We start from the raw sequence: 25,793 nt of genomic DNA on the forward strand, positions 1-25,793 counted from the left end.
TCAGGTGGTGCGGGCCTGGCAGAAGGCGGCCAGGTCGCCCGCGGTGGACAGGATCCGGTCCGGTGCGGCGACCGCGAGGTCCTCGCGGCTCGCGTAGCCGTAGGCGACGGCGATCGCCGTCAGGCCGGCGGCGTGGGCGTGGCGGACATCGCTGCCGGTATCACCGACGTACGCGGTGGCTCCGTGCCGGGCGCGCAGGAGACGGAGCTTGTCGGTCTTGCTGCCCGGCTCGTCTCGGGAGAGCAGTATGCGGGGCATCGACTCGGCAGACAGGTCACGGGCGAGCAGGCCATCAACAGTGGTGTGGTGGCTTCCGGTGACCACGGCGTACCCGGGCCCGGCGGCCAGTTCGGCCAGCGGGCCGACCATCTCCCCGATGACGCCGTGCGGCTCGTCGGCGGCGGATCGGGCAGTCAGTTCGGCGTGCCGCTTCCAGAACCGCTCGGCGGTCTCGAAGTCGATCCAGCGGGTCAGCGAGGCGCTCAGCACGCCCTGGTACACGACGGGCAGGTCGTCCGGCCCGGCCAGGTCGGGCAGCTTCCACAGCTCCATCTCCTGTCGGGCGTCCTGGTAGCAGCGCCAGGCCCGGGCGCGGGAGTCGTGCAGGACTCCGTCGAAGTCGAAGGCCAGCATCAGCCCACCTCGCTCAGGGCCACCATGGACACGCCGCACCAGCCCAGCAGCCCGGGCCGGGGCAGCAGCCGGGCAAGCTCCCCCAGCGCCTCCCCGGCGCGCGGCCAGGTGGACGGTGCGCCCAGCGGGGCGAGCAGCAACGTGTTCCCCTCCCGGACCGGGTGGAAGATGCCGCCTTCGGTCCACTGCGTGACGGCTTTCAGCGTCAACTCCGTCTCCTCGCCCGTCGGGCGGGGTTCAAGTGCGGCGGCAGGGGTTCCGCCGAAAGGCAACCGCGGCTCCACCAGCGCGCCGGGCGGCTGCGCCCACCGGTGGACGACACCCGGTGCGGCCGCCTCACGGTCGGCCACCGTGCCGGTCAGCATGTGCTGGACAACGGCGGCGGCCTGGGACATGCCGCGTTGAAGCCGGTACGCCTCCACGGCGGTCTCGGCCGCGCGCTGGGTGTTGTAGGTGCGCGGGAGCTGGCCGCCGCGGGCCGTTCCGTAGCACAGCAGCGCCACCGCGAGCGTCGAGTACCAGAACTGGTGGCCACCGAGCAGGCGCCGGGCGAGGCTCTGGGTGACGGCTTCCAGGCCGCCGCCGAACGCGACGGCGAGAGCCGCCAGGTCGAGCAGCGGGGTGAGCAGCTCGTTGTCGCGTCGGTAGGGGTGAGCGAGGTGACCAGTCTTGCGCAGGCGTCCGCCGTGGTCGAGGAACCACTTCTCCGCCTCGCACCGGTTGTCGGGCAGCGCCGGGGCGAGGACGGCCAGCAGACGGTGCAGCAGCGCGGCGGAGGCTTCCTCGTCCGCTCCGGTCAGGGCCTGGACCACCGTGCGCACGACCGTGGGGATCGGCCTGCCGGGCCGGGCGGGCTCCACCGGGAGCTGCTGGGCGCGGGCGAGAACGTAGTCCATCGCCTCTTCCAGCAGGCGCGGTACCGACTCCGGGCTCAGTGCAGCCGTGGGGAGAAGGTCCTCGCTGACCACCAGCGAGGGGGCCACGGCGAGCGTAGCCGGAGGAAGGGGACTGCTCAGTGCGATGGCCGCGGCGCGGGCCGCATCGCCGAAGATCCCCGGCGGCACCCACCCGGCGACCGCGTGCCGGATGCCGCCGGAGGTGCGCAGCCGGATGGCGGCCCGGGCCGGCGAGCGCCGCCGGACACCCGGCCACGGGATCAAGGCGGAGTTCTCCCGCCCGGGCACGAGGCCGTCCACAACCGGCGCCCCCTCCGCCCTCGGCCAGTCGGCTTCGGCCGTCAGGTAGGCGGAAAGGGCATCGGGCTCCAGTCGGCGAGTGGACTGCCACCCCTCGCGCGGCAGCACGGTGACCGCGATCCCCGCCTGGCGCAGTCCCTCCACGTCCGCGGCGTCGAAGACCGGCACCAGCACCTCGGCCCCAGCCGCTCCCGGAACCTCTCGGGCGAGAGCCAGCAGCGTCCGGCCGGTCAGCGGCGGGTCGTCCACCAGCAGCACCCGCCGCTCGCCGACCTCGGGCTTCTCACCGGGCCGCACGCTCGTCACCCGCACATCCACGCCCGCGGTCTCCAGGCAGGCGGCGACCAGCGGCGCCAGGTACGCCCCGCCGGTCCGCACACCCGCCACGAGGACCGGGCCGGACCAGTCCCGGCTCTCCAGCCACCTCCGGGCCAGCCGGACCGCGTCCTGCCACTCCACTCCCTGGACGGCCAGGGACGCTGGCATCCGCACGAATGACTCGTCCCTCGCCAGCACGCGGGGGATGCGGTCGACCTTGGGCGCGATGAGGGTGTCCTCCCCGGCCGCGAGCCGTCGGCCCGCGCGCAGGGTCGCGTCCCGCAGGGCCCCCGCTCCCGGGAGGCCGGTGTCGCACGAGCGGATCCACAGGGCGGCCAGTGACTCGTAACAGCGCAGGGCCGGCATGGGCTGCCCCGCCCGGGACGCGAGGTCCCGGGCGAGGTGGCCGATCGTCAGCGGCGGGATGGCCGATGGCGTGTTCATGCGGTGGCTTCGCGGCGGGCCACGGCGTGCACCAGGCGGCCCAGCTCCCGGTACGGACTGCGGGTGGACGCGGCCCACTCCGTCTCGAGCGCTGCCTGGTACTCGTTCTCGGTGGGCTTCCAGTCGGTGCGGTGGTCGTGGAAGATCCGCACGCCCTGCCAGGGCAGGGGGGTGAGTCCGTTCGCGCGGGTGAGGTCGTCGAGGTGGTCGGGGTTGTCGCCGCGGGTGGTGATGCCGAGGTTGCCGACGCTGGCGGCCTGCCCGGTCTCGATCTGCGACCGGGCCGCCGTGTAGTCGCCGGAGAGGGCCTCGCGCACGCCCACGGCGAGCTGGTTCTTCGTCAGGACGCTGAGGATGCCGCCGTCGGCGACGAGCCGGGCGAGGTGGGCGACAGGTTCGGCGGAGTCGGGCAGGTACATCACGACGCCGTGGCAGACGACCGCGTCGAAGGAGGCGTCGTCGAACGGCAGGTGGTAGATGTCGCCCTCGGACAAGGTCACCCGCTCGGCAATCCCCGGGTCGGCGGTGATCCGCTTGGCGGCGGCCTCGAGCATGCCGGACGACTTCTCCATGCCGGTCACGTAATGTCCGGCGGCCGCGAGGCGCAGCACCATCTCGCCGTCGCCGCAGCCGACGTCCAGGATGCGGGCGGGGCGCTCGCCGAGCTCGGCGAGGACCCGGCGCGCGGTGATGTCGTGGCGCAGCCGGCCGCGGCCGCCGTTGGAGTACGCGGCGTAGCCGGTGCCGACGGCCGCGAAGTCGGAGGAGGGCGCTGTGTTCATGAGGTGAACTCCTTGTTGAGGGTGGGCCAGTGTTCGACGAGGAAGCGGAACGAGGGGTAACGGCCTCCGGTGGACAAGGCTTCGCCGACTGCTCCGGAGGGGGTGAAGGCGCCGGTGCGGAGGGCCTGGCGGATACGGACCAGGCGCGGGATCCGGGCGGCCAGCTGCGGCACCCGGGCCCGGGCGTCGGCGGCCGGCAGCCAGGCGGTCAGCTGCTGCGGGCGCATCTCCTCCCACACCACGACGTCCGCGATCCCCTCGCCCAGGCGTACGGCGAGGAAGTGCGGCACCGCAGTCGTCCCGGGCGAGGGGCCGCGGTGGCCGAGAGTGGTGACGGGGCCGGGGTAGCCGGTGCGCAGGGCGGTGAGGTGGTTGGCGAACACGGCGCTGAGGTTGCAGGCCAGGCAGCCGCACACCGACCGGACGCCGGTGAGGTCGTCGAGGGTGAAGATCCGCTCATCCACGTGCGCCGCCGCAGGCCGGGCCGTAGAGGCGGTAGTAGTCCTCGACGATGCCTGCCTCGGCGAGGATCGTGTTGGTCGCAGCGACGTTGTGCCCGGGCCGCAGCCGCTCGTCGGCGCGGGCCAGGGCCACCGCGCCGACCGCGAGCCCGGCCAGGACCAGGTCGACGTAGCGGTTGGACAGGGACTCGGCGTAGTGAAAGTTGATCGGCATGCCGTGCCCGAGGACGACGATCTCGGGGCCGCCGGCAAGCTGGTAACCGGTGCCGAGTACGCCCCGGTCCGTCACCGCGGTGCTGCTGGCGCGCAGCTCGTCGAGGTCGAACTCGAAGTTGCGGCTGGTGGTGCTGACCAGATACGACCGCTCAGGCAGAAGCCGGGCCTCGCGCGCGCCGAAGCTGCGGCTGCCGACGCAGCCGATGACCAGCCTCGGCCGGTGCGTACGCACCAGCTGCTCCAGCGACCGGTCGGTGAGGAACCCTTCCTCGTGGGCTGCGACCAGGCGGGTGATGTCGGAGTCGTACACCGCGACCCGCATCCGCCGGTTCTCCAGGACGCGGGCGACCTCGTGGCCGATCCGGCCGAAGCCGAGCACGAGCGCCGCCTGGCCCTCCAGCTTCTCGTCCGGCACCAGCCTCAGGGTGTTGCGGACGGCCGCGTCGGCGATGCCGTACGACTCGATCATGGACTTCATGTCGCTCTCGGCCACGCTGAACAGCGGCAGCGGCAGGTCGAGCCCTTCCACCTTGCGGATGCCGGAGGTGGTCTGCTCCACCAGCCCGACGAAGTGCCCCGCCTGTTCGGGAAGTTCGCGAAGGACGGTGGGCATCACGTAGCCGCCGTCGTCCATGACCACGGTGCGCTTGCCCGCGGCGGTGACCCGTTCGATGTGGTCCTCGATTCCCGCGCGCAGGTCCCGGTAGCGCCATACCGCGATGCCGTGCCGCTGCACCAGGTGCGCGTCCACCCGGTCGGTGTGCGCGTAGGGGTACTCCTTGTCGATCACGGTCATGTGCCCCGGGTCGACGCCGAGGCCGAGCAGGCTGTCGACCAGGACGAGGAAGTCCCGCATGTGGTGGATCGTCAGCAGCACGCCGACGTCGGCCAGCGGCTTGTCGGGCCACCGGTCGGCCAGCCGGCTCGTCAGCGGCAGCTCGGACACGGCCGCAGCGACCTCGGTGGCAGTGAACGGCATCTGCCGTGCGGCCGCGAAGAACGCCTCAGCTACGGCCGGGGTGCCTTGCTCGAAGGTCGCGACGAGCCGGTAGGAGTGCGCGGCGGCTGCGGCCGGGTCCGCAGGGGCGGCCAGCGTCAGCCGGCCACGGCCGCCGTCGGCGAGAGTGCACTGCCACGACGCCGACGCCTCGTCCCAGTGCATGCCCTGCACGCCGGGGCTTACGGCGAGGCGGGCGGCGAGTTCACCGGCCAGATGGCGGGCCTCGGCCTGGGTGGCAACGACGTCGGCCGTGTGCACGAGCGGCGACTTCACGGATGCGGGCATGAATGCCCTCCTGTCAGGCGGTTACGGGTCGGGGAAGTCCGGGGCTTAGCGCGCACCGGGAAGGGTGAAGGTGCGGCAGTGGCCGGTAGGGCGCATGCCGCAGGCAACGAAATCGGCGGGATCCTGCCGGGTCACGGCGCGGACGGTCCCCAGGCGCTGGCGGGCGGCTGCGGTGTGCGCCGCGGTGATCAGCCGTCGGCGGACCTCTGCTTCGGCCGCCCACACCTCCGCCAGCAGAAGTTCACTGCCCGCCGTACTGCGCTGCGCCAGCGCAAGCAGCAGCGACCCGGTCCTGGTGTCCAGCAGCAGATTTCCAGGCCTGAACCGGGCATCGTCCTGCCACCGCCTCAAGGTGGCCTCGGCGAACGACGCCTCGTGCGGGCCGTGCCGCCGTGCTGCCGCCGCAACATAGGCCGCCAGCTCCATCGCTTCTTCGTGGCCTGTGACAACGTCGAATCCGCCCAGGGCAGGGACGCCGTGCAGCACGGTGATGGTGTCCAGCACTTGCCAGCCGGCCCCGGTGAAGAACGCATCGGCGCCGTCGCGGTCGGCCGGCACGTCCGTGGTCACCAGCGGCCCCTGGACCGCGTCAACCACCATCTGCAGCAGCCGCGTTCCCAGCCCCGTCCGGCGGGCCGACGGGGCGACGACCGGTCCCCATACCCGTGCCCGCGTTTCGCCGGGCTCCGGGCGGCGCACAGCACACCAGCCGATCATCACCTCCTGCCCGTCCCGGGCCACGGCCAGCACAGGAGGCGCCCCGGTCAGCGCGTTCGTCAGCCGGGAACGTACCAGCGAAGCGTTGGCCGGCCGGTCGTCACTGAATCCAGCGATACACCGCTGGGCCAGGGCGGCGAGCTCCTGGCACAGGCCCTCCTCCAGAGAGTCCATGAAGCTGATCGTGCGTACACCGTTATCCATGGATGTGCCCCTTATGGGATAGGTGACGCGTAAGGGTGGATACCGACTGCGCGCCTAGCGCCTCTCGGCCGATGCCTTCGAATCGCCACGGGGGTCCGGATCGTCGAACTAGCCTAGAAATTCGGCGTGCTGAAGAAGACTCACTCCCGGTACGGGTTTGCCCGCGCGGCCGGGCACGGTGCACAGCCGGGGTCGACCGGAAGGAACCGCCATGGGGACCGGGAGCCGAAGCCGGGCGGACATCGGCGTGGTCTCGGGGTTCGTCCTGCGAATCCTGAGGGAGAGCATCCCCCGCCCGCAGACCGCCCTGGCCGAGCATCTGGGCATCGACCTCGGTACCCTCCAGGGCTGGGAGAGCGGGCGCCGGCCGCTCGGCAACGTCCGCACGATGGACGTTCTGCATCTGCGCCGGACCTTGGCGCTCCTCGGCGCCGACGGGGCCCTGCTCGGCTGGCTGGATGCTGCGTTGGACGCCGACCGGATCCTCACCGCCGTTCTGCGCCCGCCGGGCGACCCCGCCACCCATCCTCTGGCGGGCTGGGTGCAGTCCCGCGAGACCGCGCACCTCGTCGCCTGGGCGGTGCGCGGCATCACCCCGCCTGCCCTGCAGACACGCGCCGTCCGCTCGCGCCGCGGGCCGGTCCCCGCCGGACCCCAGCTCGCGGCATCCGACCGGACAGACTTCTTCACTCACCTTCGCCGAACCGTGGAGAGCGCGAGCCGAGCAGGGGAGCGCGGACTGCTGCTGCGCCGCCAGAGCCTCTACCTGGCGTCCTACGACCCGGCTCCCGACGCCGAGGCCTGGGCCGAACAGGCGCTGCGTACCATGCGCCCGGCTCTGGCCCTGCGCGCATACACCCCGCGGTGGATCGAGGCCCGCACCGCCGCGACGGTCGCCGCCCGCCAGGGCGACCCCGCACCCCTGCACGATTTCGTCGACGCCCTGGCCGGCGACCAGCACAGCGAGCTCGCCAACCTTGCCTACTGGGGGTACTGGCTGGGCTCCATGCCGCCCAACCAACCCAATGACGGGTACCTCCACCAGCCGGACACGGCCACGTGGAATCCCTTGCACCTGTTCCAGCAGCTGGTCGGCTCGCTCCACGAGGCTCCCGGCACGGTCGATCTCTACGTGCACTCCCTCTACACCCTGCTCCGCCTCCACCCCTGGCTGCCGCTGGCCGACACCGCCGCGGCACAGCATCTGCGGGAGCGGGCCGCCGGGCTTCTCGACACCCGGCTCCTGTCCCCGGTATCGCGGCGCGACCTCGAATCGGTCCACTACCGTCTCCAGCAGACGAACTGACGCACCGCCAGGAGTAGCCACGTGAACGAACAGCCCTCCGTCGCCGCCGAGGTTGCCGCCACGGCCGCCCTCCTCTTCGAGGTCGGCGCCCTGCGGAACCAGCCACGCACCGGCTGGCCCTACGACGGCGTGCCCGTCTCTGCCACCGAGACCGTCGCCGAGCACAGCCACCGCACCACCGTCATCGGCGTCGCACTGGCTGCGATGGAAGGCGCCGACCCCGCCCGCACCGCCCTGCTGTGTGCGCTCCACGACCTGCACGAGACCCGTGTCGGCGACCAGACGCCGGTCACCCGCCGCTATGTCACGACCGCCGACCCGCGCAAAGTGACAGCCGACCAGGTGGCCGGTACGCACCCGGCCGTCGGGAATGCCGTGGCGGCGGCCGTTGAGGAGTTCGAAGCCGGCGAGAGCCCCGAAGCCAGGTGTGCCCGGGACGCAGACAAGCTGGACTGCCTGTACCGGGCTCTGGAGTACCGGACAAGCGGTTACCGCACTGACGGCAAGATCGAAAGATGCAAGGCCGACCTGAGGACCCCCTCCGCACGCAGTCTGGCGGACGCCGCCTCCGCGATGAATCCGGCCCAGTGGCAGCGCACACTGCTTGGCACACCACGCGCACACTGATCCACCCGCAGCCGGCACCGGACCGAGATCGTTGGAACTGCGGCTTAGTCCTTCCGACGCTTGGCGCATATCAAGCACTCATGGAGTGGGCGAGAACATCGCTGAGTAGGTCGCCGTCGAAGGTCAGGCGGAGGATGTGGTGGTCCGAGAGCTCCTCGTCGACCTCGATCACCTCGAACCCGGTCATGGCAGCGAGCAGGTCAGGGGCGAGGTAGGCGCGGTCGACTCGGCTGTCGGGGCCGTGACTCTCACAGCCGTTGACGGTGCGGGTCAGCGCGCTCGGGTCTCCTTGGGGGGCGGTCGCCCAGTACCGCGCGGCATCCTCGAGACCGGCGGTGCGGAAGGCAGCGTCGGGCCGAGTGTCGGGCAGACGTTCGCCGGACGGGCCCGCGTACGAGCGGTGCAGGCGGTGCGGCTCGTTCTTCACCGTGGCGAGGTCCGGCAGCGGAAGGTCACCCGGCGAGGGCGCGGGGTAGGAGTTGTTGTCGCCGGCGAGGATCGCGGGAAGGGTGTCGCGAGACCCGTTGGGCGTGGTCCAGCTCTTGTCGGCCCAGGTGGTCAGCCACTCGGCTTCCAGCAGGCGTTGCTCGGCGCTGGCGTAGTTGAGGTGGTACGAGACCGCGTTGAAGGGCAGGGAGTCGGGCGCGGCGTCCTGGAAGCGGAGCGTGAGAGCGGTCGGTGGGAGGACGAAGTGCGGGCCCCGGCCCTGTGCCCAGTCCCGGACGACGGAGAACCTCCCCGGGTTGTAGAAGACGGCGGTGCAGGACTCTGCGCCGAGTACGCCCTGCAGGCCGAGCGCGCGGGTCTGCTCGTTGAAGATCTGTTGCCCGTGGGCGTCCGCGTCCCAGAGCTCCTGCCGGAGGACGATGTCCGGGGCCAGACGTCGGAGCAGATCGGCGCCGGCGGCCCGGCGGGCAGGATCGCCCTTGCCGTTGTTCTCGAAGTTCCAGCAGGCGACGGTGAGAGAGGTACTCATGCGCGGGGTGCTCCTTCGCGGTGGGTGCTGTCGTCGGTGGGGTGGTACATCGCGGGAGTGGCGTGGAGGACGTCGCGCAGGCGGGCGAGGTCGAAGGTGGCGCGCAGGGGGAGGTGGTCGGACCAGCGGCGCAGCTGCGGGCTGTCGCAGACGACGTAGCTGGTCAGGGCGGGGGCGAGTTCGGCGCTGAGGTAGCCGCGGTCGATGCAGTGCCGGGGCCCGGAGGGCCGGCCGGGGTGGTCGCGGTAGCCGGAGCTGGGGGCCAGGGCCTCGGGATGGCCGAGGTGCTCGGCGGCGTGGCGGGCCATCTCGACGTAGCCGGCCGCCAGCAGTTCACGGTCGGGGCGCACGTCGGTGTGCCGGCGGCCGTCGTACTCGTAGGTGCGGTTGGCGACGAAGGCGTGGTCGGTGTAGTCGTCCCAGCGGATGTCCGTTGTGCCGACGCGGTAGCTGTTCCAGTCGCCGAAGATCATGGCCAGCCATCCGGGCTTGGCGAGCGTGGAGCACCACCGGGCCTCGGTCAGACGGTGCTCGGGTGACCAGTAGCAGGTGTGCATGCTGACGGCGCTGATCTGCCGGGGGCTGAGGGTGCCGTCGGCGGCGCGGAACCGGACGGCGATGTTCGCCGGCGCGTGCCAGGGCGCCCACGCCTGCGGGTACTCCTCCGTGCACACCAGCGGCCCGCCGCAGCGTACGAAGATCGCGTTGTCATTGGAGCTGCCCGGCCGCGGGACGGCGATGTGGCCGTCCATCTCCAGCAGCTCCGACAGCCGGGCGAGCTGGTCGGGCTGTACTTCCTGCTGGAAGAAGAGGTCGGGGCGCTGCTCACGGACCCAGCGGGCGCCATCTTCCAGATTGATGCCCTTCTCCAGGTTCCAGTTCAGGACAGCGATCGTCTTGGTCATGCTGCGAACCTTTCGCGGGTGACCGGTGCCGGGCCGATGGACGCGGTCGCCACCGGGCCAGGGCCGGCGAGGTGGCGCCGCTCCAGCAGAACGGCCTGTTCACGCTGAGGCGGCAGTCCGACGTCCGCCCGCCGTTTGTCCAGGCCGCCGGGGTCGACGACGGGGCACAGCTCGATCCGCCCGTCGCGCAGCCAGTACTGCGTGCCGTACTCCTGCGGGCCGCCGGAGACGAGACACCGGTCGTGCAGGTGAGCCCACTGGGCCGACGTGGCGTCCCCGCGGCGGACGGCCTCGGCGAGCATCGTCAGCAAGGTGGTCTGGAAGGCGGGGTCGTGATCGGCCTGCAGTGCGATGGCGAGGGCCGCTTCGGAGCCCTCGTCGCCCACCAGACGGCGGCCGGGCCAGCCGAACTTGGTGACGAGCCGGCGTAGGGCCTGGGTGTCCGCGAGGCCAGCGTGGTGAGCGGCCTGGATGTCATCCGTCGTGGCTGCCTCGCGGATGTGCGCCGGTGCTCGCCACGTCCGGCGGGCGGCCTCGACCCGGCCGATGAGGTCCTGGGCGATGTCGGACCGGGCGGGGGACATAGTCTCGTCGTTCATGAGGTGCCTGCCGAACCGGCCGGCGTCCTGCGCTGGTAACCCTTGGGCCGCATGGTGACGTGATTGGTCTTCAGCAGGTGGTGGATGGCCCCGTAGGAGCGGCCTGTCTCCTCGCAAATGCTGCGGATGGACCGGGTCTTGTAGGCCGCGATGACGTCCTTGGTGAACCGTTCGGCCTCCTCGCCTGTCAGTTGCTGGCCCCTCGGGATCCGGCGCAAGCCGGGGCCGGCGCTCATCGACGGGTCGGCCGGCTCGACCGCTGGCTGGGCCGCGGCGGCGGCAGTGGTTGGCGTGCTCATGGGTGGCTCCCCCCGGAGTGGTCAGATGCTGGTCTCGTTGCGGGCCAGGGCGAGAAAGCCGCGGCGGGCCCGAAGGATGCTGAGGGTGTGGGCGTAGGCGTCGTGGAAGGGGCTGATGTCGACCTGGGAGACCGCGACGATGCCGTGGATCTCTCCGGCGTCCAGCGCTGCGAAGAGCCGGGCCAGTTGCGGGCGCAGCACCGGGCTGTCCACCTCGGTGGTGTCGAAGGTGGTGATGGCGGTCGTCCAGTGGCGGCGGTGGATCACGGCCTGGGCTTCGGCGAGGCGGTCGGCGGGGTCCTGCCACGGCTCGACCAGGATGTATCGGCCGACCTGTACGTCCGTGCCGGCGTCGGCGAGCCGGGCGAGCGCACGGTGGAGATCGGCCTCTCGCATCGCGCGCAGATCTGCCGAACCGGTCTTGGGTTGTGCGGGTTCCTTGTCCATGAGCACAGGCGGCCGCCTGCCGGTTGCCCGGGGGCCGAGTCGGGGCGGCAACTGATGGCCGGTCGGAGCGAACAGGGTCCGTACAGCGGTCCTCATGCCGCGCCCTCCACCGTGATGAGATCGCCACGAGCGAAGCCGTGTCGGGTGTCGACCCGGGACGGGCCGTGGAAACCGGCGAACGGTCCCGCGTCGGTGAACCCCGGAAGGGGCATGCGGCATGCCACGAGGAGGTGCGCCACCACCATGGATATGCGCAGCAGGAGATTGTTGAGGGCGGTCACAGTTCGCTCCCTGCGGTGTCCAGCGTGAGCGCGCTGTCGCGCGACGGCGGCCTTTCGGTGCTCGCCAGGGCGCGGTCCAGGGCGATGGCCGAGTCGATGAGCGGGACATGGCTGAAGGCCTGCGGGAAGTTCCCGACCTGGCGTTGGAGGCGCGAGTCCCACTCCTCGGCGAGGAGCCCGACGTCGTTGCGAAGGGCGAGCAGCTTCTCGAAGAGCTGGAGGGCCTCGTCGACGCGGCCGATCATCGCCAGGTCGTCGGCGAGCCAGAATGAGCACGCGAGGAAGGCCCCCTCGTCGCCCTGAAGGCCGTCGACGCCCGCCTCGTCGCCTTCGGTGGGGTAGCGCAGGATGAAGCCGTCCTCCGTGGACAGTTCCCGCTGGATCGCCTCGATCGTGCCGATGACCCGCTTGTCGTCTGGCGGCAGGAAGCCCATCTGCGGGATGAGCAGCAGTGAGGCGTCCAGCTCCCGGGAGCCGTACGACTGCGTGAACGTGTTCCGTGTGCGGTCGTAGCCCTGCTCGCACACCTCCCGGTGGATGGTGTCGCGCAGCGCGCGCCACCGCTCCAGGGGCCCGTCCGCCGCCCCGGACTCGATCAGCTTGACCGTCCGGTCAACGGCCACCCACGCCATCACCTTGGAGTGCACGAAGTGCCGGCGTGGCCCGCGGACCTCCCAGATCCCCTCGTCCGGCTCGTGCCAGTGCTCTTCGAGCCACGCGACCAGGTCGATCTGGAGGTCGGCGGCCGTCTCGTCCACCCCGAGGCCGGCCTGTCGGGCCCGGTCGAGGGTCTCGGTGACCTCGCCGTACACGTCCAGCTGGAGCTGGTGCGCGGCCTCGTTGCCGACGCGTACGGGCCGGGAGCCCATATAGCCGGGCAGGTGCCGCAGTTCGGACTCCGGCAGGCGCCGCTTGCCGGTGATCCCGTACATGATCTGCAGCCTGTCGGGGTCTCCAGCGACGGTGCGCAGAAGCCAACCGGCCCATTCGCGTGCTTCCTGCCGGTAGCCGGTGCGCAGCAGCGAGGAGAGGGTGATGGCCGAGTCCCTCAGCCAGCAGTAGCGGTAATCCCAGTTCCGGGCTCCGCCGATGTCCTCGGGCAGTGACGTCGTCGGCGCCGCGACGATCCCGCCGGTGGGCGCGTACGTCAGGGCCTTGAGAGTGATCAGTGAGCGGATCACCGCCTCGCGGTACGCGCCGCGGTAGGTGCACTGGGCCGCCCACTGCTCCCAGTAGGCGAGCGTCCTGGCCAGCGCTGTCTCGGGGGAGATGACGGCGGGGGGCGCCTGGTGGGAGTCGCGGTAGGTGAGGGTGAAGGTGATCCGGTCGCCCTCGGACACGGTGAAGTCTGAGCGAAGGTCGCCGTCGACCACGGCGGTGGGCGCCGTCGTGTCGAGCCACAGGGCGTCCGGGCCGGCGACCAGCACGTAGCGTTCGCCGACGGGCACGATCCGGGGGCGAACGAGGCCGTAGTCGAATCGCGGGCGCAGACGGGAGCGAACGGCGACCCGGCCGCTGACTGCTTCGACGATCCGGACGACGTGCGGGGTGTGGGTCTGGTCCTCGGACGGGGGCATGAGGTCGGTGATCCGCAGGGTGCCGCCGGAGGTGACCCAGGTCGATTCCAGGGCCAGGGTGTCGCCGACGTAGCGGCGGCGGGTCGCCGGTGCGGGTGTGGTTCCGTCGCCGAGCGGGCCGAGTTGCCACGAGCCGTGCGTCTCGTCCCCCAGGATCGCGGCGAATGCTGCGGAGGAGTCGAAGCGCGGGAAACAGCTCCAGTCCAGGGAGCCGGTCCTGCTGATCAGGGCGGCGGTGTGGAGGTCGCCGATGAGGGCGTAGTCCTCGATACGCTGAGACATAAGTGGCAAATCCGTCCGTTTTGGGCGTGGTGCGGCTCGTCGTGCGGATGGTCGGGGTGCTTAGGTCGCCTGGCGGTGGGCCCGCGTGCGGGCCAGGGCGACTGCTCGGGCGAGTCGCCAGGCTGTTCCGTCGGCGGTCTCGCCGACGAGGCGCAGATGTGTGGTCAGGAGCGCGCGCAGTACGGCGTCGGCGTCCGTGTGCGACGCGGTGTCGATCGTGGCGCGGAACTGGCCCAGAGCCGTTCCCCGTGCCGCCCACTGGTTCTCGACCAGGCCTGTTCCGGCGGGGATTCGGCGTAGTCCAGTCCAGTCGCCTTCCGGGGCGGCGAGCATGCGGGCCTGCTGCAGCAGCGGACGGGGCAGTGACACGGCAGCGGCCGGCTTGGGCTGTGCGGCCAGCCACTCCATCCCCTCGGTGACGTCTTGGTGGAAGGCGGCCGTGATGGCGATGACGTTGGCCGCCGCCAGCACCGGTTGAAGGGTCGCGAAGTTCGGGCGAGCCAGCTGGTAGGCGATGACCGCCGTGTCGGCGCTGAACGTGTTCTCCGCGGCGGCCAACGTGTTCCCCCTGCCCCACAGGCCCAGGTGCGGGCGGTACGGGACGAGGGTGATGTCGCCGACGACTCCGGCATCGGTCAGGTAGGCGGTCCACTGCCCGAGCCGGGACAGAGCGTCAGCCGCGTCGGCCGGATGGGGCAGGCGAAGGGTCAACTCGGTGTATGGACGGTCGCCTTCGTCGTGGGCGGTGACCCACCACACGCAGTGGGGAAGGGCGGTGGCAAGTGGAGGGAGGTGATCGGTGAGCAGCGCGCGCCTCACTTGGGGCTGGCAGTGCAGGCGAACGGAGAGGTAACGGGAGGCACCTGGCATATGGGCATCGTCGCGGCGGACGATCGGCGCACCGTGCACGACTGGCGCCGGCCGGGAGGGCGCTGCGGATGCCAGGTACGTGACGAACTCGTGGGGCCGCCCGCCGCACCAGCCGTACGCTTCGTCCGGCTCGGCCTCGGCGAGGGTGAGCTGGCCGAACTGCTTCCGATCCATGTGGGAGCGCAGCAGTGCACGGTGTGCCGGGTGCTCAAGGTCCAGGCGGAGCCGGTGGTCGAAGCGCTCCAGGTAGACGTGGTGTGGCAGCCTCCACTGTTCGCGCAGTGCGGCGAAGGACTCGTCCCATTCGGCGGTCGAGGCGCTCGCGGCGGGGAGGCCAGTGTGGGCCAGGCGCCAGGTGGCCGGGCTCAGGATGCTGCGACCGGCCCGGACGCGCGGCTGGAACGCCAGGTGCTGGGCCGCGCCCCAGTCCCATGCGTCGAGGTTGCCGATGCTGCCGATGAGCCGGCTGCTCTGGCCGCGCTGGAGTTCGTCGAGGAATCGCGCGACTGTGGGTGTCTGGCATTCGAGCTGGAGGGGATGGGGGATCGCGGCCTCCAGCACGCGCCCGCGCGACAGGGAGACGAGGTGCAGCCGCTGCCCGTGGCAGGTCACCGCGAGGTCGCTCAGCGGGATGAGGTCAGGGTCTGCGGGCCGGTACTCGGACAGGGAGATCAGGGGGGCGATCAGGCGGGGTGTGCGCGTGATGTAGGACGCTCTCGGCATCAGCGAGGGGAAAGACACCTGAACGGGCAAGGCGCCATTTACCGCCGTCGGCCGACGGGCCAGCATTCCCAGCAGATCGTTGGGAGAGTCGTCCTCCGCGAGCAGCGCGGCGAGCCGGCCGCCGCTGAAGTGTCCCCACCCGCGGCCGGTGCGGCGCACTGCGAGGCTGAAGTCACCGGCGTCCAGGCTTTCCAGGCTGGCGGCATACACCGAGGCGGTCATCTCCACGTGCGCCGGCACGTCCTGCGCGGCCGTGGGTGCCTGCCCGGTGGTGAGCTGGTGGATGAGGTCCTCGTCGAGGACGAGGTCTTCCCCCGCTGCCCAGGCGCGCTGGGCGAGTGCTATCAGCAGTCGATCACGGTGCTGGGTGTCGGGCTTAGGGGCTCGCGCGGTGCCGTGGAAGTCCTCGGGCAGGCCGATGCCGCGGTTTGGGTCGAGCAGGTCGGTCAGCGCGACCAGCGTGCCTTCCCCGTACCGGTCGCGGAAGCGCTCCCGGTAGCGGATCCACGCCTGTGTCCCGCGCGGCTCAGGGGTGACCCGGGCCAGGACACCGGCGGCCGCCTCCGCCTCCCAGGCCACCGCCCTCGGAAGAACCACCTCCGCGTCCAGGCGGGTGTCCACGGCGAGAGGTGAGGTCTCGTCGGCGATCCGCCGCATCCGGGTGACGATCGCGGTCCGCTGCCGGTCGGCCGTCGCCGACAGCGGGTCGTGGTCGTCGAGTTCACGCATCTGTGCGTGGGTCTCCCGCAGGGCGAGGGCCATCTCCGCAGCCGGGCCGCTGTGCATGGCGCCCACCCGGTCGAGTTCACCGACCACGCACCCCAAGGTGTCCGTCTCGGTGCCCGAAGGCTGCAGGCTGGTCAGCAGTATCCGCTTGGCGATGAGAACGTCCAGCAGCTCCTCGGCACCGCCGGTGCCGAGATCGGGGTGGACGGTACCGAGTTCGCGCACGATCCCCTCGTACGGCACGGGAGTGTGCGCCAGCTGGACCAGCGTTCTGACTGCGGGGGTGTGCCGGACCGACACCTCACGCACGGCCGTGCCCGTCTCCTCCAGCTCGCGTGGCTGCCAGGGCAGGGCCAGTCGCTCGCCGCGTACACGCACCGCGTTGTTGGCGATCAGCCGCAGACGCCGCCGGACCTCGGGAACGGCTTCCAGCTGCTGCACGACCGTGGCGAACCACATCCCGGCGGCCCGGGTGAGGGTCCGGTGCTCGTTCCCCCAGCGGACGCCGGCACGTTCCCCGAAGTGCCCGTCAGTGATGCCGGCGTAGAGGCCGAAAGGGGTGGCCCGGTGGGTGAGACGCAGGACGTAGCTGAGCAGGGTCAGGGCGATGCGCCGCATGGCTTCGGCGTCGGCAGGCGCATCCTTCAGGCTGTCGAGCTCGCGGGAGAGGTCTGGACTCGCGTGCCGGACGGCGGACGCGATCTGCTGGACGTCCCAGATCTCGAGCGCCCAGCACCGCCATGACGCCGTAGCTGCCCGCGTTGCCGTGGACAGGTTCGGCGCCGGGGGGATGGGGAGGTCGTGGAGGAGCACGGACCGCACCATGATGCCGGGCTGGGCGCGGAACAGTGGGCGGGAGCCCATGGCGTCGTGGCCTTCCTGTTGGAGTTAGCTGTCGTAGTGGTCAGGGCCGGGGTGCGGCGGTCAGGCGTCCGGGAAGAAATGCCGCAGCGCGTCCGCGGTGCGGGGGACTTCGCTCTCCTGGAGGTCAAGGGCCTCGGCGAGGTTGGGGCGCGTGGCCTGGTCGTGCGCGTAGGGAGCGGTGAGGAGCAGGGATTCCGACGGACCACGGTCAGCGGCGGGGGGCCTGCGGGTGGCTGCGGGAAGGGCGAGATGCGGCACGTGCTTCTCCTGGAAGACTCGAAGACCACCGGCCGAGGGAATCTCGACTCGACCAGGGCGGCGGATTGCTGCGGGCTCTATCAGGTCAGGGCCGTGGGGGTAGGGCCGGGAGAAAGCACGGCCGAGAGACGCTGCGACCACTGGCCTTTGCTCTGACCGAGCGCGACCTCGGCAAGGCGCAGCAGCTGAATGTCCGAGGTGCCAGCGGGGGCAAAGATGTGGTGGGCGTCGCGCAGGTAGCGGCCGATGGGGACAGCGGCCAGCAGTCCGGCTGCGGCGTGGATTTCCATCGCGGCCCGGGCGGAGTCCAGGGCCAGTTCCACGTTGATGAGCTTGGCGTTCATCAGCTCGGCGTCGCAGGCCACACCGGTGTCCAGGAGGCGAGCGGCGTGATAGGCGGCGAGCCTGGCTGTCATCACGCGCGACTGGATCTGTCCGATCTTGATCTTGATGTTGGGCAGGTGGTGCAGCTGGTTGTCGTAGCGGACGCGTTCGCTGGCGAAGGCCGTGGTCTGCTCCAAGATCGCCTGGTGGATGCCCAGGGCGACCGCGGTGAGGTTGGGGCGCCCGTACAGGACGCTGGAGGAGTAGGCGACATCTCGGCCCTCTCCCTCGCGGCCGAGACGGTTGCCGACCGGTATTCGGCAGTCGTTGAAGTGCAACTCACCGAAGCTGAAGCCGTGGAGCCCAAGGGTCTGGCCCGGTGGGGGCAGGGTCAGGCCGGGGCGGTCCGCTTCGACGAGGAACGCAGTGAGTCCCTGGGAGCCGTCCCCGGTACGGGCGACGACTCCGTGGAGGTGCCCAATGTGAGAGTTGCCGATGTAGATCTTGCGGCCGCTGAGGACGTAGTGACGCCCCTCGCGGCGTGCCGTCATCTGCATGCCCAGCACATGGCTGCCGGCTTCGGGCTCAGTGACGGCGATGGTCGGCAGGCACGACCCGTCGGCGATCTTGGGGAGCCAGTCGCGTTTTTGCCGGTCACTGCCGAAATGGATGATCTTCGCGACGCCGAGCTGGGATGCCTGGACCATGGCTCCCATGGCGCCGCTGATCCTGGACAGCTCCTCGATGATGATGGTCTTGGCCAGATGACCGGCGCCCATGCCACCGTGGGCCTTGTCGATGGTGACGCCGATCCACCCCTGCCGGGCGATGGACGCCGCGAGCTCTGTTTCCACCGCTCCGGTGCGCTCCATGTCCGCCACGCGCGGTGCAACCTTGGATTCCGCGAAGTCGCGTACTTGTGCGCGGAGTTGATGGTGGCGCTCTTCGAGATAGGCATCGGACACTGTGGGCTCCCCCCTGTTGATCGCTCGAGACGTTCGGTGGCGCAGGTGCCTGCTACGGCTGGATGCCAGCGCGCTGGTAGAGGAAGTTCATGACGTCGTCGCGGCGCTGCTTGATCAGGGCGAGGGAATCCCGTCCAGTGCTCAGGTCCCGCTCCACAGGGCCCACGAAGCACACGGTGCCGAGCACCGTGTCGCCGTGGAGAAGGGGAGCGCCGGCGTAGGTGCGAATTCCGATCTGGTCGACGACGGTGTTCCCGGCAAACCGCGGGGACGAGAAGACGTCGGGCAGGACCAGGGCTTTCTTCCGGTCGACGACCTCGGGGCAGAAGCCGTGGTCGAGGGGCATGCTGCGGCCGACGGTCGGCAGCTCGCTGTCGTCGCCGGGCGTGTGGAGTCCGAAGAACTGCTGCTGGTCTCCGAAGATGTTGACCATGGCGTAGGGGACGCCCGCCTCCTGGGCCAGCTGCGCGGCGAAGGCGTCGAGTTCCGGCTCGGGGCCGGTCAGGCCGAAGGCGCGCAGCGCGGCGTCACGCTCGGTCTGCGTCGTGCCCGCGTGGGGGGTGTTGGTGGGGAAGGTCATGCGAGGGCTCCAGGGGTGAGTTGACGGCGGCGCCGGAGGCTGTGTTCGACGAGGCGGATCAGAACGGTCATGGCGGACGTGCGATTGCGGACATCGCAGGTGAGGACCGGGACTTCGGGGCCGAGCTCGAGCGCTTGGCGGACTTCGGAGGGCTCGTAGCGGTACGCGTTGTCGAACTCGTTGACGGCGACGACGAACGGCGTCTTGACTTGCTCGAAGTAGCTGACAGCGGCGAAAGAGTTCTCAAGGCGCCGGGTGTCCGCCAGGACCACTGCACCGACCGCGCCCTCGGAAAGGTCACGCCAGGCGAACCAGAACCGCTCCTGGCCCGGCGTGCCGAACAGGAAAAGAATCATGGGGCGAGGCGGCTCGTCGAACGTGAGCCGGCCGAAGTCCATGGCCACGGTGGTGGTGGTCTTCTCCGTCACGCCGGTCAGGTCGTCGATGTTCCGGCCGGCGTGGGTCAGGACTTCCTCTGTCATCAGCGGCTCTATCTCGCTGACTGTGGCGACCATCGTGGTCTTGCCGACGCCGAAGCCGCCGGCTACCACGATCTTCAGCTCCGCCATGGGGAGCGCCGCGCCCCGGGGTTCAGAGCCGAGTGTGTAGGCCATGAAGAAGTGCCTCCAGTAGGTGTACGTCGGGATCGGCTCCGGCGCCGACGGGGTTGGCCCGGGCCAGCGCGTCGCAGTCGAGAAGGTCCCCGATCAGGACCTTCACCACTTGCACGGGCTGGTGCGTCCGGGCGGCGAGTTCGGCGACGGAGCGAGGGACGCCGCTGCAGTGCAACAGCAGCGCCTCTCCTTCCGGGCTGGGGTGGGCCGTTCCGGGAGCGGCCGGTCGGGTGATCAGGCAGGTGGTGAGTTGCAGCGTGTGGCGTGACTGGGTGCGGCCTCCGGTGATCGCGTAGGGACGAACGTCCGCTAATGAGCTGTCGGCCCATCCGCCGGCCTCCACGTCACACCCCCTGCTGCCCGCTGAACGAGTTGGACCGGGCGGCCACGACGAGGTGCTCGTCCAAGCCCCTGATGAACGACTCCATCTCGTAGCCGACCTGGCCGGGGTCCGCGGTGGGCGCAGCCACGACGGCCAGAACGGAGCCCACGGCCTTGTTGTCGGTGAACCCGGCACCGGCGCTCATCACGAAGAGGCTGCCGCCGTCGTGCTCGACGACGACCTGGCGGATCCCGCCCTGCGAGTTCTTGAACTGCTCGCGGCCAAGGGAGTACAGCCCGGCGATGACGGCCGCGAGACTGTCGGCGTCGTCGACCGGCTGCTCAGTGAAGGCCAGCTTCAGCCCGTCACCCGAGGCGAGGAGGGCGCGGGCCGTCCCGGGCGCCTTGTCGAGGAGCCCGGCGAGCAGTCCGCTCAGCTGGTCTCGGGCCGACGTGACAGGGGTCGGAAAGCCGTCGTTGTGCATGGGTGTCTCCTAGTCAGGGGTGAGGGCAGGGATGTCTCAAACGGCGGGTGGCTGGGACTCGGAAGGTCCTCCAGACGGTCTGCGGGAGCGGAAGTTCGCCATCAGCCCGCTGGTCGCGTGGCCCGCAGGCGCCTGTTGGACCAGAGGCGGGATCCGCGTCTCGGCGTCGCCGCGCCGGGGCAGTTGCGGTCTGCTCCCGTTCTGGTCCGGAGAGGCTGCCGGGGTGCTTTCACCCTGCAGCGCGGGCCGGATGCGCCGGGGCAGCTCCGCGGTGTCGTCCGGGCGAGGCATCGTGTGCTCCCGTCGCGCCGGGCCGGACATGGGCGCGGAAGGACGCGGCCCTTGAGGCAAGTACTTGGGCGAGTGCTGCTGATCGGCGGGTACGAGCAGCTCGTTGGGGAGGACCACGACGGCCTGGGTCCCACCGACGATGTTGGGCCCCAGCTGAATGGTGATTTTGTGTCGCTTCGCGAGAAGGGCAGCGACCAAGAGGCCGATCTTGCCTTCCCGCAGGCGGGCGCGAGGGTCCTCGCTCTCCGGCGCGGCCAGCAGGCGGTTGAGCGACTCCCGCTTCTGCTGCGACATGCCAGCGCCGCGGTCGAGCAGCTCGATGGCTATCCCGCCGGCGGCCTCATGGGTGTGGACCTCCACCCGGTCGCTCGAGAAGCCGGTCGCGTTCTCCATCAGAGCAGCGAGCAGGTGCACCACGTTAGGGCTGACGTATCCCGGCAGTGCGGCAGCCGTGTGCTGGGACGAGGCCACGCGCACGCGGTGATATTCGGGGATCTCTGCGACAGCGCGCCGGATCGCCGTGGCCAGCAACACAGGTGCGCTGTCACGGGCAGGGGTGTTTCCGCCAAGGACAGCGAGGCTCTCGACCGCGCGCCGAATCTGGGTCAGCAGGTGATCGACCCGGAACAGCTCGGCCATCAACTCCGGGTCCTCGATGTCCCTTTCCACCTCGGAGATGACGGTGATGCTGCGGTTGACCAGACTCTGCAAACGCGGCGAGATCGACTTGAAGATCTCGGCGAGCTCCGCCTGCGCGTTGAGATGCTGATGCTGGCGGGTCGCTGCCAGCATCACCGTCTTCCACGCCTCGTCGAAGGCCTCGTCCAACAGGACAACGGCGTCAGCGCACGGGTTTCCGGTGCGTGGCGGGGCAGCGGGCGGCGAGAAGTTGGTGTGTGCGGCGCCCTGCTCAGCTTGCTCCGCTGCCCAGCGGACGTGCTGCCGGCCTTTGCCGATGGCGATGATGACCTCGTGCAGAGCCTGAAGCGCGGCGTCTCGCTCCCCGCCCAGGGCCCGGAGGGCGGCGTCGTGCTCCCCGTGGAGCTTCCCCACCCGGGCCAGGCTGCGGCGCGCGCGGAGCGTCCGTGATCCGCTCCACCACAACGTGCAGGCGGCTGCGGCGACAGCTGTCGCGATGCCGAGGGGCGTGGGCAGCACATCAAATCCATCGAGCAGCCAGCCACCAGCCACCACCACGCCCATGAGAGCGCTCCCCGCAAACGCGGGCGGAAGGGGCACGCTGTCACCGGAGTGAGCGCGGCGACGTCGGCTGGAGGGCATCGTGACTTCTGCGGAGTAATCAGACATGGCACATCTCCCGCGTCCGAAGTCCCATCGGCTGCCGTGCGACGTTCCGCATCCGAGCACGCATCAGACTCAGGCTGCCGTGCAGTACGACTGCGTCAGTGGTCGGATAGGCCAGCGCTTCAGGTGGCGCCACCCAGAAACGGTTGTGGCACAGCGACTGAGGCGGCCCCTGGGGCGAGCACAGGAGTGACGGCCCCGGCTCGCATACCGAGTGCGCGGCCCTCCACACGTGGGCGGTGCCGGAGGAGACCGGAACGAGCAGCCTTCGGTGCGTGATACAGCACAACAGCGGCCCGACCCGGTTCCCGCAGTCGATCATCTCGTCGAGTGCGGCCATGCCGAGACCCATACTCACGCGCACGACATCGAGCTCGAGCGGGAGCATGAAAGGCAGCGGGGCCTCGCCGAATTGCAGCCGCCAAGGGTGGCGAGTGCTCAGAAGGGGAGTCATCAGCTCTCCGGTAAGGACGGGGGTGACCGTCAGGTTGGTGAGGGCCGCCCTGGTGCCGCGCCGTAGCGGGGGAGGCCGGCGCGGCACCAGAACGGGTAGGTGACGTCGCGCGGAGCTAAGGGGGCGTTGCGGCGACGGTCGGAACGGACTCGCGAGGAGGCGGGATGCGGCCGGATACCTGCTCGCCTGAGGGAGGCCAGCGACCCGTCTCTGTTCCGTTCCTCATGTGTCCAGCAGGCGGCATCGAGGGGGTACCAATTTCCGCGGCCGGGTCCATCAGGCCGTAGAACTGGTGGTACTCGTCCGGTCGGCAATGCGCTGGAGGCTGCTCGCCCCATTCGACGAGCGGACCGCTATGTGACAGGTCGGCGAAGCCGGGAAGCCCTTCCAACACGGCCGCAGTTTGGCGAGCGAAGACCTCTTCGACCATGTGCAACTGGCCGCCCCGTCGGGTCGCTCCCGTGGGCACGGCAAGCAGCGGGGCCCGGAAGAGCGCCACCGCCACCGCGTCACGCAACAACTCGGAATCGACTAAGCGCCGTGCCCATGCCTCGTAGTCGTAAGCCCGCTCCGGAGGGAGGAGCCGAGGTGCGGGAACCGCAATAGGGGAGCCCATGCGTGTGCTCATGCGGACAGCACCGCCCCGTCAACCCGAGGCAGTGGCCGGGACGGAGGGCCGAACTCACCGTTCGGCTTGACGTATCCCATGTCCTCGAACAGCACGACACCGTTGCACAATCGGCTGTATCCGGTCGCCAGGCAGCGGAGCACCTGGTGCGCGATGTGAAAGTCTGGTGCGGCTGCGGGCGGGCACTCGGGTTGGTGCACGCACACCAGGCCGGCCGCGCCCATGGCGACGAGCAGGTCCTTCACAGCCGAGGCGGCGCTCTGCAGGTGATCACGCGCCTCGGAAAGATCATCCGACACTGGACTGTCAATCAGTTCACCCGACCTCCGCAGGAGGTCAGTCACTCGCCCTGACGCCTGTCCGGGGGCGGTGGCGTGCGCGCCCTCGCCGAGCTGCTGATGATGGACACGCAGCCTGAACATCAGGTCGCGGGCGTCTTGGTCCGTCGCGGGCACGATGACGGTCTCCTCGAGCACCAGGGCGATGGTCTCCATGGCGGCCGTCGCCACAGAGCGTCCGGGCAGCGGTGGCACCTTGCCCGGTGGGCGGTGGCCGAAGCCTGTACGAACGAGTCCAGGGAGGCTCATGCCGCCTCCCGTCCGGATGCCGGAGTGCAGGACATCTCCATCCACACCGATTTCCCGGTGCCGTCCGACGGTGCTTCCACACCCCAACGGTCCGCGAATGCCTCCACGATGAGCATGCCGCGACCACTCATCTCCTCGTCAGCAGCGGCGCGTACGCGGGGCTGCTCGTCCGAGGGGTCCTGAACCTTAAACCTGATCCGCTGTCCGTCACAGCGCACCGAAACCGCGATCGTGTCTGCGTGAACGCGGCGGCATCCGTGCACCACCGCGTTGGCCATGAGCTCCTGAGCCCCCAACGCGAAGTCATCCGCGAGGTGCCCGAGCCCCGACGCCCGCAGCAAGCACACCAGACCGTGACGAAGACGACCGATCGCCTCACGGTCTGCTGAGAGGGCGGCGGCGAACGCGAACGACCGCAGGACGGGAGCGTCGGAAACTTGCTCGGCTGGCATCTCTCCAGGCGAGTCGTAGGGAACCTCGGTCATCACGCACCCTCCTCGACCTGCTCCAACGTGAAACCGCGGACGCGTCGCCGTGGTTCGAGTCCTGGGGCACACGGTGGGCTCCTTCTCTCGACTGACCGGTGAGCTGTTTTCGGACATAGGCCGAGCTCGAACGCGTGAAGCGACCAGAAGCCCTGCACGGGCGGGGCGTTGGAGGAATATCGTCTTCACGAGAGAACCGTGTCCGCGGGCCGGTGGGTATCCCGGCAGACCGGCGGGCGCGATACACGTGATACAAGATCGTTTCGGGGATTGGGGCGCACCATGGGGCGCACGCGCAATACGCGGCTGGAAGGCGTCATCCAGGAGCTGGGCCTGTCGCAGCGCCAATTGGCCGCTCGTTTCCGGGCGGTAGCCGCCGAGCACGGCGCGACCGAACTCCAGAGCGTGGCCCAGCCCTACATCGCCCGTTGGATCGGCGGGGCGTCGGTGGAGGGCCGTGCACCCTTTATCTTGGCCGAGACGCTCTCCCGTGGCCTCGGTCGCCTCGTCACGCTCGCCGATATCGGGCTGGCGGCGGACACCGGGCCCGAGCCGCAGTCGGCGTGGAGCGACGACACATTGACGACGCTGGTGACGCTCGGGGGCACAGACATGGACATCGACCGCAGGCGACTGCTGGCCACCTCGGTCTACTCGGTAGCCGCCCTGGCTCTGCCCGAGGATCAGTGGTTCGAGCAGGCCGTGGACCGAGCCCGAGCGCGTCGGCCCTTGTCGAATTACGCGGTCACGGCCCAGGACGTCGAGGACGTCCGGGAGATGGCTGCGATCTTTTCCCGCCGTGACCAGAAGCGCGGCGGGCGGGCCGGACGTAGCGCCCTCGTCGCCTACCTCCGTGCCGATGTCGCGGAACTCCTGAGCGGACGATTTCCCTCCGAGGACATCCGACGCGGCATGACGTCCGCAGCAGCCGAGCTCGCCTACCTCGCAGGCTGGACTGCCTTTGACGGGCGCGAACATGCCCTCGCCCAGCACTGGCTGACGATTGCCACGAAACTCGCCGAAGAGGCCGGGGACGCCCCTTTGGCCGGCCACGTACTGCGGGCGATGGCCCACCAGGCCGTCGACCTCGGGAAGCCCGGGCAGGCCGTACGGCTGGCCGAAGCCTCCTTGTCCAGCCGCCGCTACGCCCAGGCCTGTTGGCGGGAGCGTTCGCTCCTTGGCGTCGTACACGCCCGCGGCCTGGCCGCCGCCGGCGAGAAGAAGGCGGCCATCGCCGCACTCCTGCGCGCGGAAGAGGACCTCGGCCGGGCCAGCGAGAGAGACGACGAGCCCACCAGGGTGTTCTTCTTCGCCGAGGCCAGCCTCGCCCACGAGACCGCTGCCGCACTGCGTGACCTCGGCGACCTCCAGGGTGCCGAGACTCAGTTCAGCCGCAGCGTCAGGACGCGGGGTGCCCAGTACGCCCGAACGCACGCGGTCACTCTCGGATACCTCGGTGCCGTCCAGGCGCAGCAAGGCCACATCGACATCGCCTGTGACACCTGGAGCCAGGCACTCGACGCCATGACCGGCGTGCAGTCCGGCCGCGCGAAGGAGTCCGTCGTGCAGATGCGTCGGGCGCTGTCGCCTTTTCGTAACCGGTCCGGAAGCCACGCCGCGGAGCTGGATGCCCGTGCTCGCTCCATGCTGAGTCAGGCGTAATTCGCGGCGCCAGACATCCCGGACGCGCGACGCCCCATCAACTCCGGGGCCGTAATCGCTATTGCGGACGCCCTCATCGGGCGCAGGAGGTGTGCG

The 25,793-nt window shown here is 70.4% G+C and carries 27 protein-coding genes; 3 read left to right on the forward strand and 24 right to left on the reverse strand.

The annotated features are described in order from the left end of the window. From ACZ4VK_RS26875 to ACZ4VK_RS26900, 6 genes are read right to left on the reverse strand one after another with little or no spacing between them, the layout of a single operon-like run. Complete coding sequence (locus ACZ4VK_RS26875; RefSeq protein WP_468357044.1) at positions 1-633, reverse strand: HAD family hydrolase; 633 nt, start codon at positions 631-633, stop codon at positions 1-3. Next, positions 633-2,591 carry a phosphoribosyltransferase gene (locus tag ACZ4VK_RS26880; protein WP_468357047.1) on the reverse strand — a complete coding sequence of 653 codons (1,959 nt, stop codon included), beginning with the start codon at positions 2,589-2,591 and terminating at the stop codon, positions 633-635. Before ACZ4VK_RS26880 ends, ACZ4VK_RS26875 begins: the two co-directional genes overlap by 1 nt. After that, the gene (locus ACZ4VK_RS26885; protein ID WP_468357050.1) at positions 2,588-3,373 is read right to left on the reverse strand and encodes a class I SAM-dependent methyltransferase; all 786 of its coding nucleotides are present in this window, start codon (positions 3,371-3,373) and stop codon (positions 2,588-2,590) included. Before ACZ4VK_RS26885 ends, ACZ4VK_RS26880 begins: the two co-directional genes overlap by 4 nt. After that, positions 3,370-3,837 carry a hypothetical protein gene (locus ACZ4VK_RS26890; RefSeq protein WP_468357053.1) on the reverse strand — a complete coding sequence of 156 codons (468 nt, stop codon included), beginning with the start codon at positions 3,835-3,837 and terminating at the stop codon, positions 3,370-3,372. Before ACZ4VK_RS26890 ends, ACZ4VK_RS26885 begins: the two co-directional genes overlap by 4 nt. Beyond that, positions 3,830-5,335 (reverse strand): NAD(P)-dependent oxidoreductase, encoded by a 1,506-nt coding sequence (locus ACZ4VK_RS26895; RefSeq protein ID WP_468357056.1) that lies wholly within the window; start codon positions 5,333-5,335, stop codon positions 3,830-3,832. Before ACZ4VK_RS26895 ends, ACZ4VK_RS26890 begins: the two co-directional genes overlap by 8 nt. A gap of 45 nt (positions 5,336-5,380) precedes the next feature. Further along, positions 5,381-6,256 (reverse strand): GNAT family N-acetyltransferase, encoded by an 876-nt coding sequence (locus ACZ4VK_RS26900; RefSeq protein WP_468357059.1) that lies wholly within the window; start codon positions 6,254-6,256, stop codon positions 5,381-5,383. A 211-nt stretch (positions 6,257-6,467) separates the two neighbouring features. Between ACZ4VK_RS26900 and ACZ4VK_RS26905 the strand changes: the two genes are divergently transcribed. Next, positions 6,468-7,562 (forward strand): helix-turn-helix domain-containing protein, encoded by a 1,095-nt coding sequence (locus tag ACZ4VK_RS26905; protein WP_468357062.1) that lies wholly within the window; start codon positions 6,468-6,470, stop codon positions 7,560-7,562. A 21-nt stretch (positions 7,563-7,583) separates the two neighbouring features. Next, positions 7,584-8,189: an HD domain-containing protein gene (locus tag ACZ4VK_RS26910; RefSeq protein ID WP_468357065.1), complete on the forward strand. Its 606-nt coding sequence runs from the start codon at positions 7,584-7,586 to the stop codon at positions 8,187-8,189. 70 nt (positions 8,190-8,259) lie between these two features. On the opposite strand, the gene ACZ4VK_RS26915 is transcribed toward ACZ4VK_RS26910, so the two are convergent. From ACZ4VK_RS26915 to ACZ4VK_RS27000, 18 genes are all read right to left on the reverse strand, one after another. Then, positions 8,260-9,165, reverse strand: coding sequence for an endonuclease/exonuclease/phosphatase family protein (locus ACZ4VK_RS26915; RefSeq protein WP_468357068.1), 906 nt, complete (start codon positions 9,163-9,165; stop codon positions 8,260-8,262). Further along, positions 9,162-10,070: an endonuclease/exonuclease/phosphatase family protein gene (locus ACZ4VK_RS26920; RefSeq protein WP_468357071.1), complete on the reverse strand. Its 909-nt coding sequence runs from the start codon at positions 10,068-10,070 to the stop codon at positions 9,162-9,164. The genes ACZ4VK_RS26915 and ACZ4VK_RS26920 overlap by 4 nt, the downstream gene beginning before the upstream one ends. Beyond that, complete coding sequence (locus ACZ4VK_RS26925) at positions 10,067-10,669, reverse strand: DUF6624 domain-containing protein (RefSeq protein ID WP_468357074.1); 603 nt, start codon at positions 10,667-10,669, stop codon at positions 10,067-10,069. Before ACZ4VK_RS26925 ends, ACZ4VK_RS26920 begins: the two co-directional genes overlap by 4 nt. Further along, entirely contained in the window at positions 10,666-10,968 is a 303-nt protein-coding gene (locus ACZ4VK_RS26930) for a helix-turn-helix domain-containing protein (RefSeq protein ID WP_468357077.1), read from the reverse strand. The genes ACZ4VK_RS26925 and ACZ4VK_RS26930 overlap by 4 nt, the downstream gene beginning before the upstream one ends. Positions 10,969-10,989: 21 nt before the next feature. Then, entirely contained in the window at positions 10,990-11,415 is a 426-nt protein-coding gene (locus ACZ4VK_RS26935; protein WP_468357080.1) for a hypothetical protein, read from the reverse strand. A gap of 92 nt (positions 11,416-11,507) precedes the next feature. Next, a complete protein-coding gene (locus ACZ4VK_RS26940; RefSeq protein WP_468357083.1) occupies positions 11,508-11,696 on the reverse strand; it encodes a hypothetical protein in 189 nt (62 codons plus the stop codon). Beyond that, entirely contained in the window at positions 11,693-13,555 is a 1,863-nt protein-coding gene (locus ACZ4VK_RS26945) for a glycoside hydrolase family 15 protein (RefSeq protein WP_468357086.1), read from the reverse strand. Before ACZ4VK_RS26945 ends, ACZ4VK_RS26940 begins: the two co-directional genes overlap by 4 nt. Positions 13,556-13,615: 60 nt before the next feature. Beyond that, positions 13,616-16,738 carry a lantibiotic dehydratase gene (locus tag ACZ4VK_RS26950; protein WP_468357089.1) on the reverse strand — a complete coding sequence of 1,041 codons (3,123 nt, stop codon included), beginning with the start codon at positions 16,736-16,738 and terminating at the stop codon, positions 13,616-13,618. A 60-nt stretch (positions 16,739-16,798) separates the two neighbouring features. Beyond that, the gene (locus ACZ4VK_RS26955) at positions 16,799-16,996 is read right to left on the reverse strand and encodes a hypothetical protein (RefSeq protein WP_468357091.1); all 198 of its coding nucleotides are present in this window, start codon (positions 16,994-16,996) and stop codon (positions 16,799-16,801) included. Between the two features lie 80 nt (positions 16,997-17,076). Continuing rightward, the gene (locus ACZ4VK_RS26960) at positions 17,077-18,285 is read right to left on the reverse strand and encodes an acyl-CoA dehydrogenase family protein (RefSeq protein ID WP_468357093.1); all 1,209 of its coding nucleotides are present in this window, start codon (positions 18,283-18,285) and stop codon (positions 17,077-17,079) included. Between the two features lie 52 nt (positions 18,286-18,337). Continuing rightward, positions 18,338-18,865, reverse strand: coding sequence for a GAF domain-containing protein (locus tag ACZ4VK_RS26965; RefSeq protein WP_468357096.1), 528 nt, complete (start codon positions 18,863-18,865; stop codon positions 18,338-18,340). Next, positions 18,862-19,479, reverse strand: coding sequence for a GTP-binding protein (locus ACZ4VK_RS26970; protein ID WP_468357098.1), 618 nt, complete (start codon positions 19,477-19,479; stop codon positions 18,862-18,864). The genes ACZ4VK_RS26965 and ACZ4VK_RS26970 overlap by 4 nt, the downstream gene beginning before the upstream one ends. Next, positions 19,457-19,822, reverse strand: coding sequence for a DUF742 domain-containing protein (locus tag ACZ4VK_RS26975; protein WP_468357101.1), 366 nt, complete (start codon positions 19,820-19,822; stop codon positions 19,457-19,459). Before ACZ4VK_RS26975 ends, ACZ4VK_RS26970 begins: the two co-directional genes overlap by 23 nt. A gap of 1 nt (position 19,823) precedes the next feature. Next, positions 19,824-20,285, reverse strand: coding sequence for a roadblock/LC7 domain-containing protein (locus ACZ4VK_RS26980; RefSeq protein WP_468357103.1), 462 nt, complete (start codon positions 20,283-20,285; stop codon positions 19,824-19,826). Positions 20,286-20,321: 36 nt separating this feature from the next. Beyond that, complete coding sequence (locus tag ACZ4VK_RS26985) at positions 20,322-21,779, reverse strand: ATP-binding protein (protein ID WP_468357106.1); 1,458 nt, start codon at positions 21,777-21,779, stop codon at positions 20,322-20,324. 671 nt (positions 21,780-22,450) lie between these two features. Beyond that, the gene (locus ACZ4VK_RS26990; RefSeq protein ID WP_468357109.1) at positions 22,451-22,963 is read right to left on the reverse strand and encodes a DUF6302 family protein; all 513 of its coding nucleotides are present in this window, start codon (positions 22,961-22,963) and stop codon (positions 22,451-22,453) included. Next, positions 22,960-23,457, reverse strand: a complete 498-nt coding sequence (locus ACZ4VK_RS26995) for a DUF5999 family protein (RefSeq protein WP_468357112.1) — start codon at positions 23,455-23,457, stop codon at positions 22,960-22,962. Before ACZ4VK_RS26995 ends, ACZ4VK_RS26990 begins: the two co-directional genes overlap by 4 nt. An 89-nt stretch (positions 23,458-23,546) precedes the next feature. Beyond that, entirely contained in the window at positions 23,547-24,035 is a 489-nt protein-coding gene (locus ACZ4VK_RS27000; protein ID WP_468357115.1) for an ATP-binding protein, read from the reverse strand. Between the two features lie 282 nt (positions 24,036-24,317). Between ACZ4VK_RS27000 and ACZ4VK_RS27005 the strand changes: the two genes are divergently transcribed. Beyond that, positions 24,318-25,697: a Tat pathway signal protein gene (locus ACZ4VK_RS27005; protein WP_468357118.1), complete on the forward strand. Its 1,380-nt coding sequence runs from the start codon at positions 24,318-24,320 to the stop codon at positions 25,695-25,697. Positions 25,698-25,793 lie beyond the last annotated feature (96 nt).

The sequence above is a fragment of the Streptomyces sp. NPDC028711 genome (genome assembly GCF_055565415.1).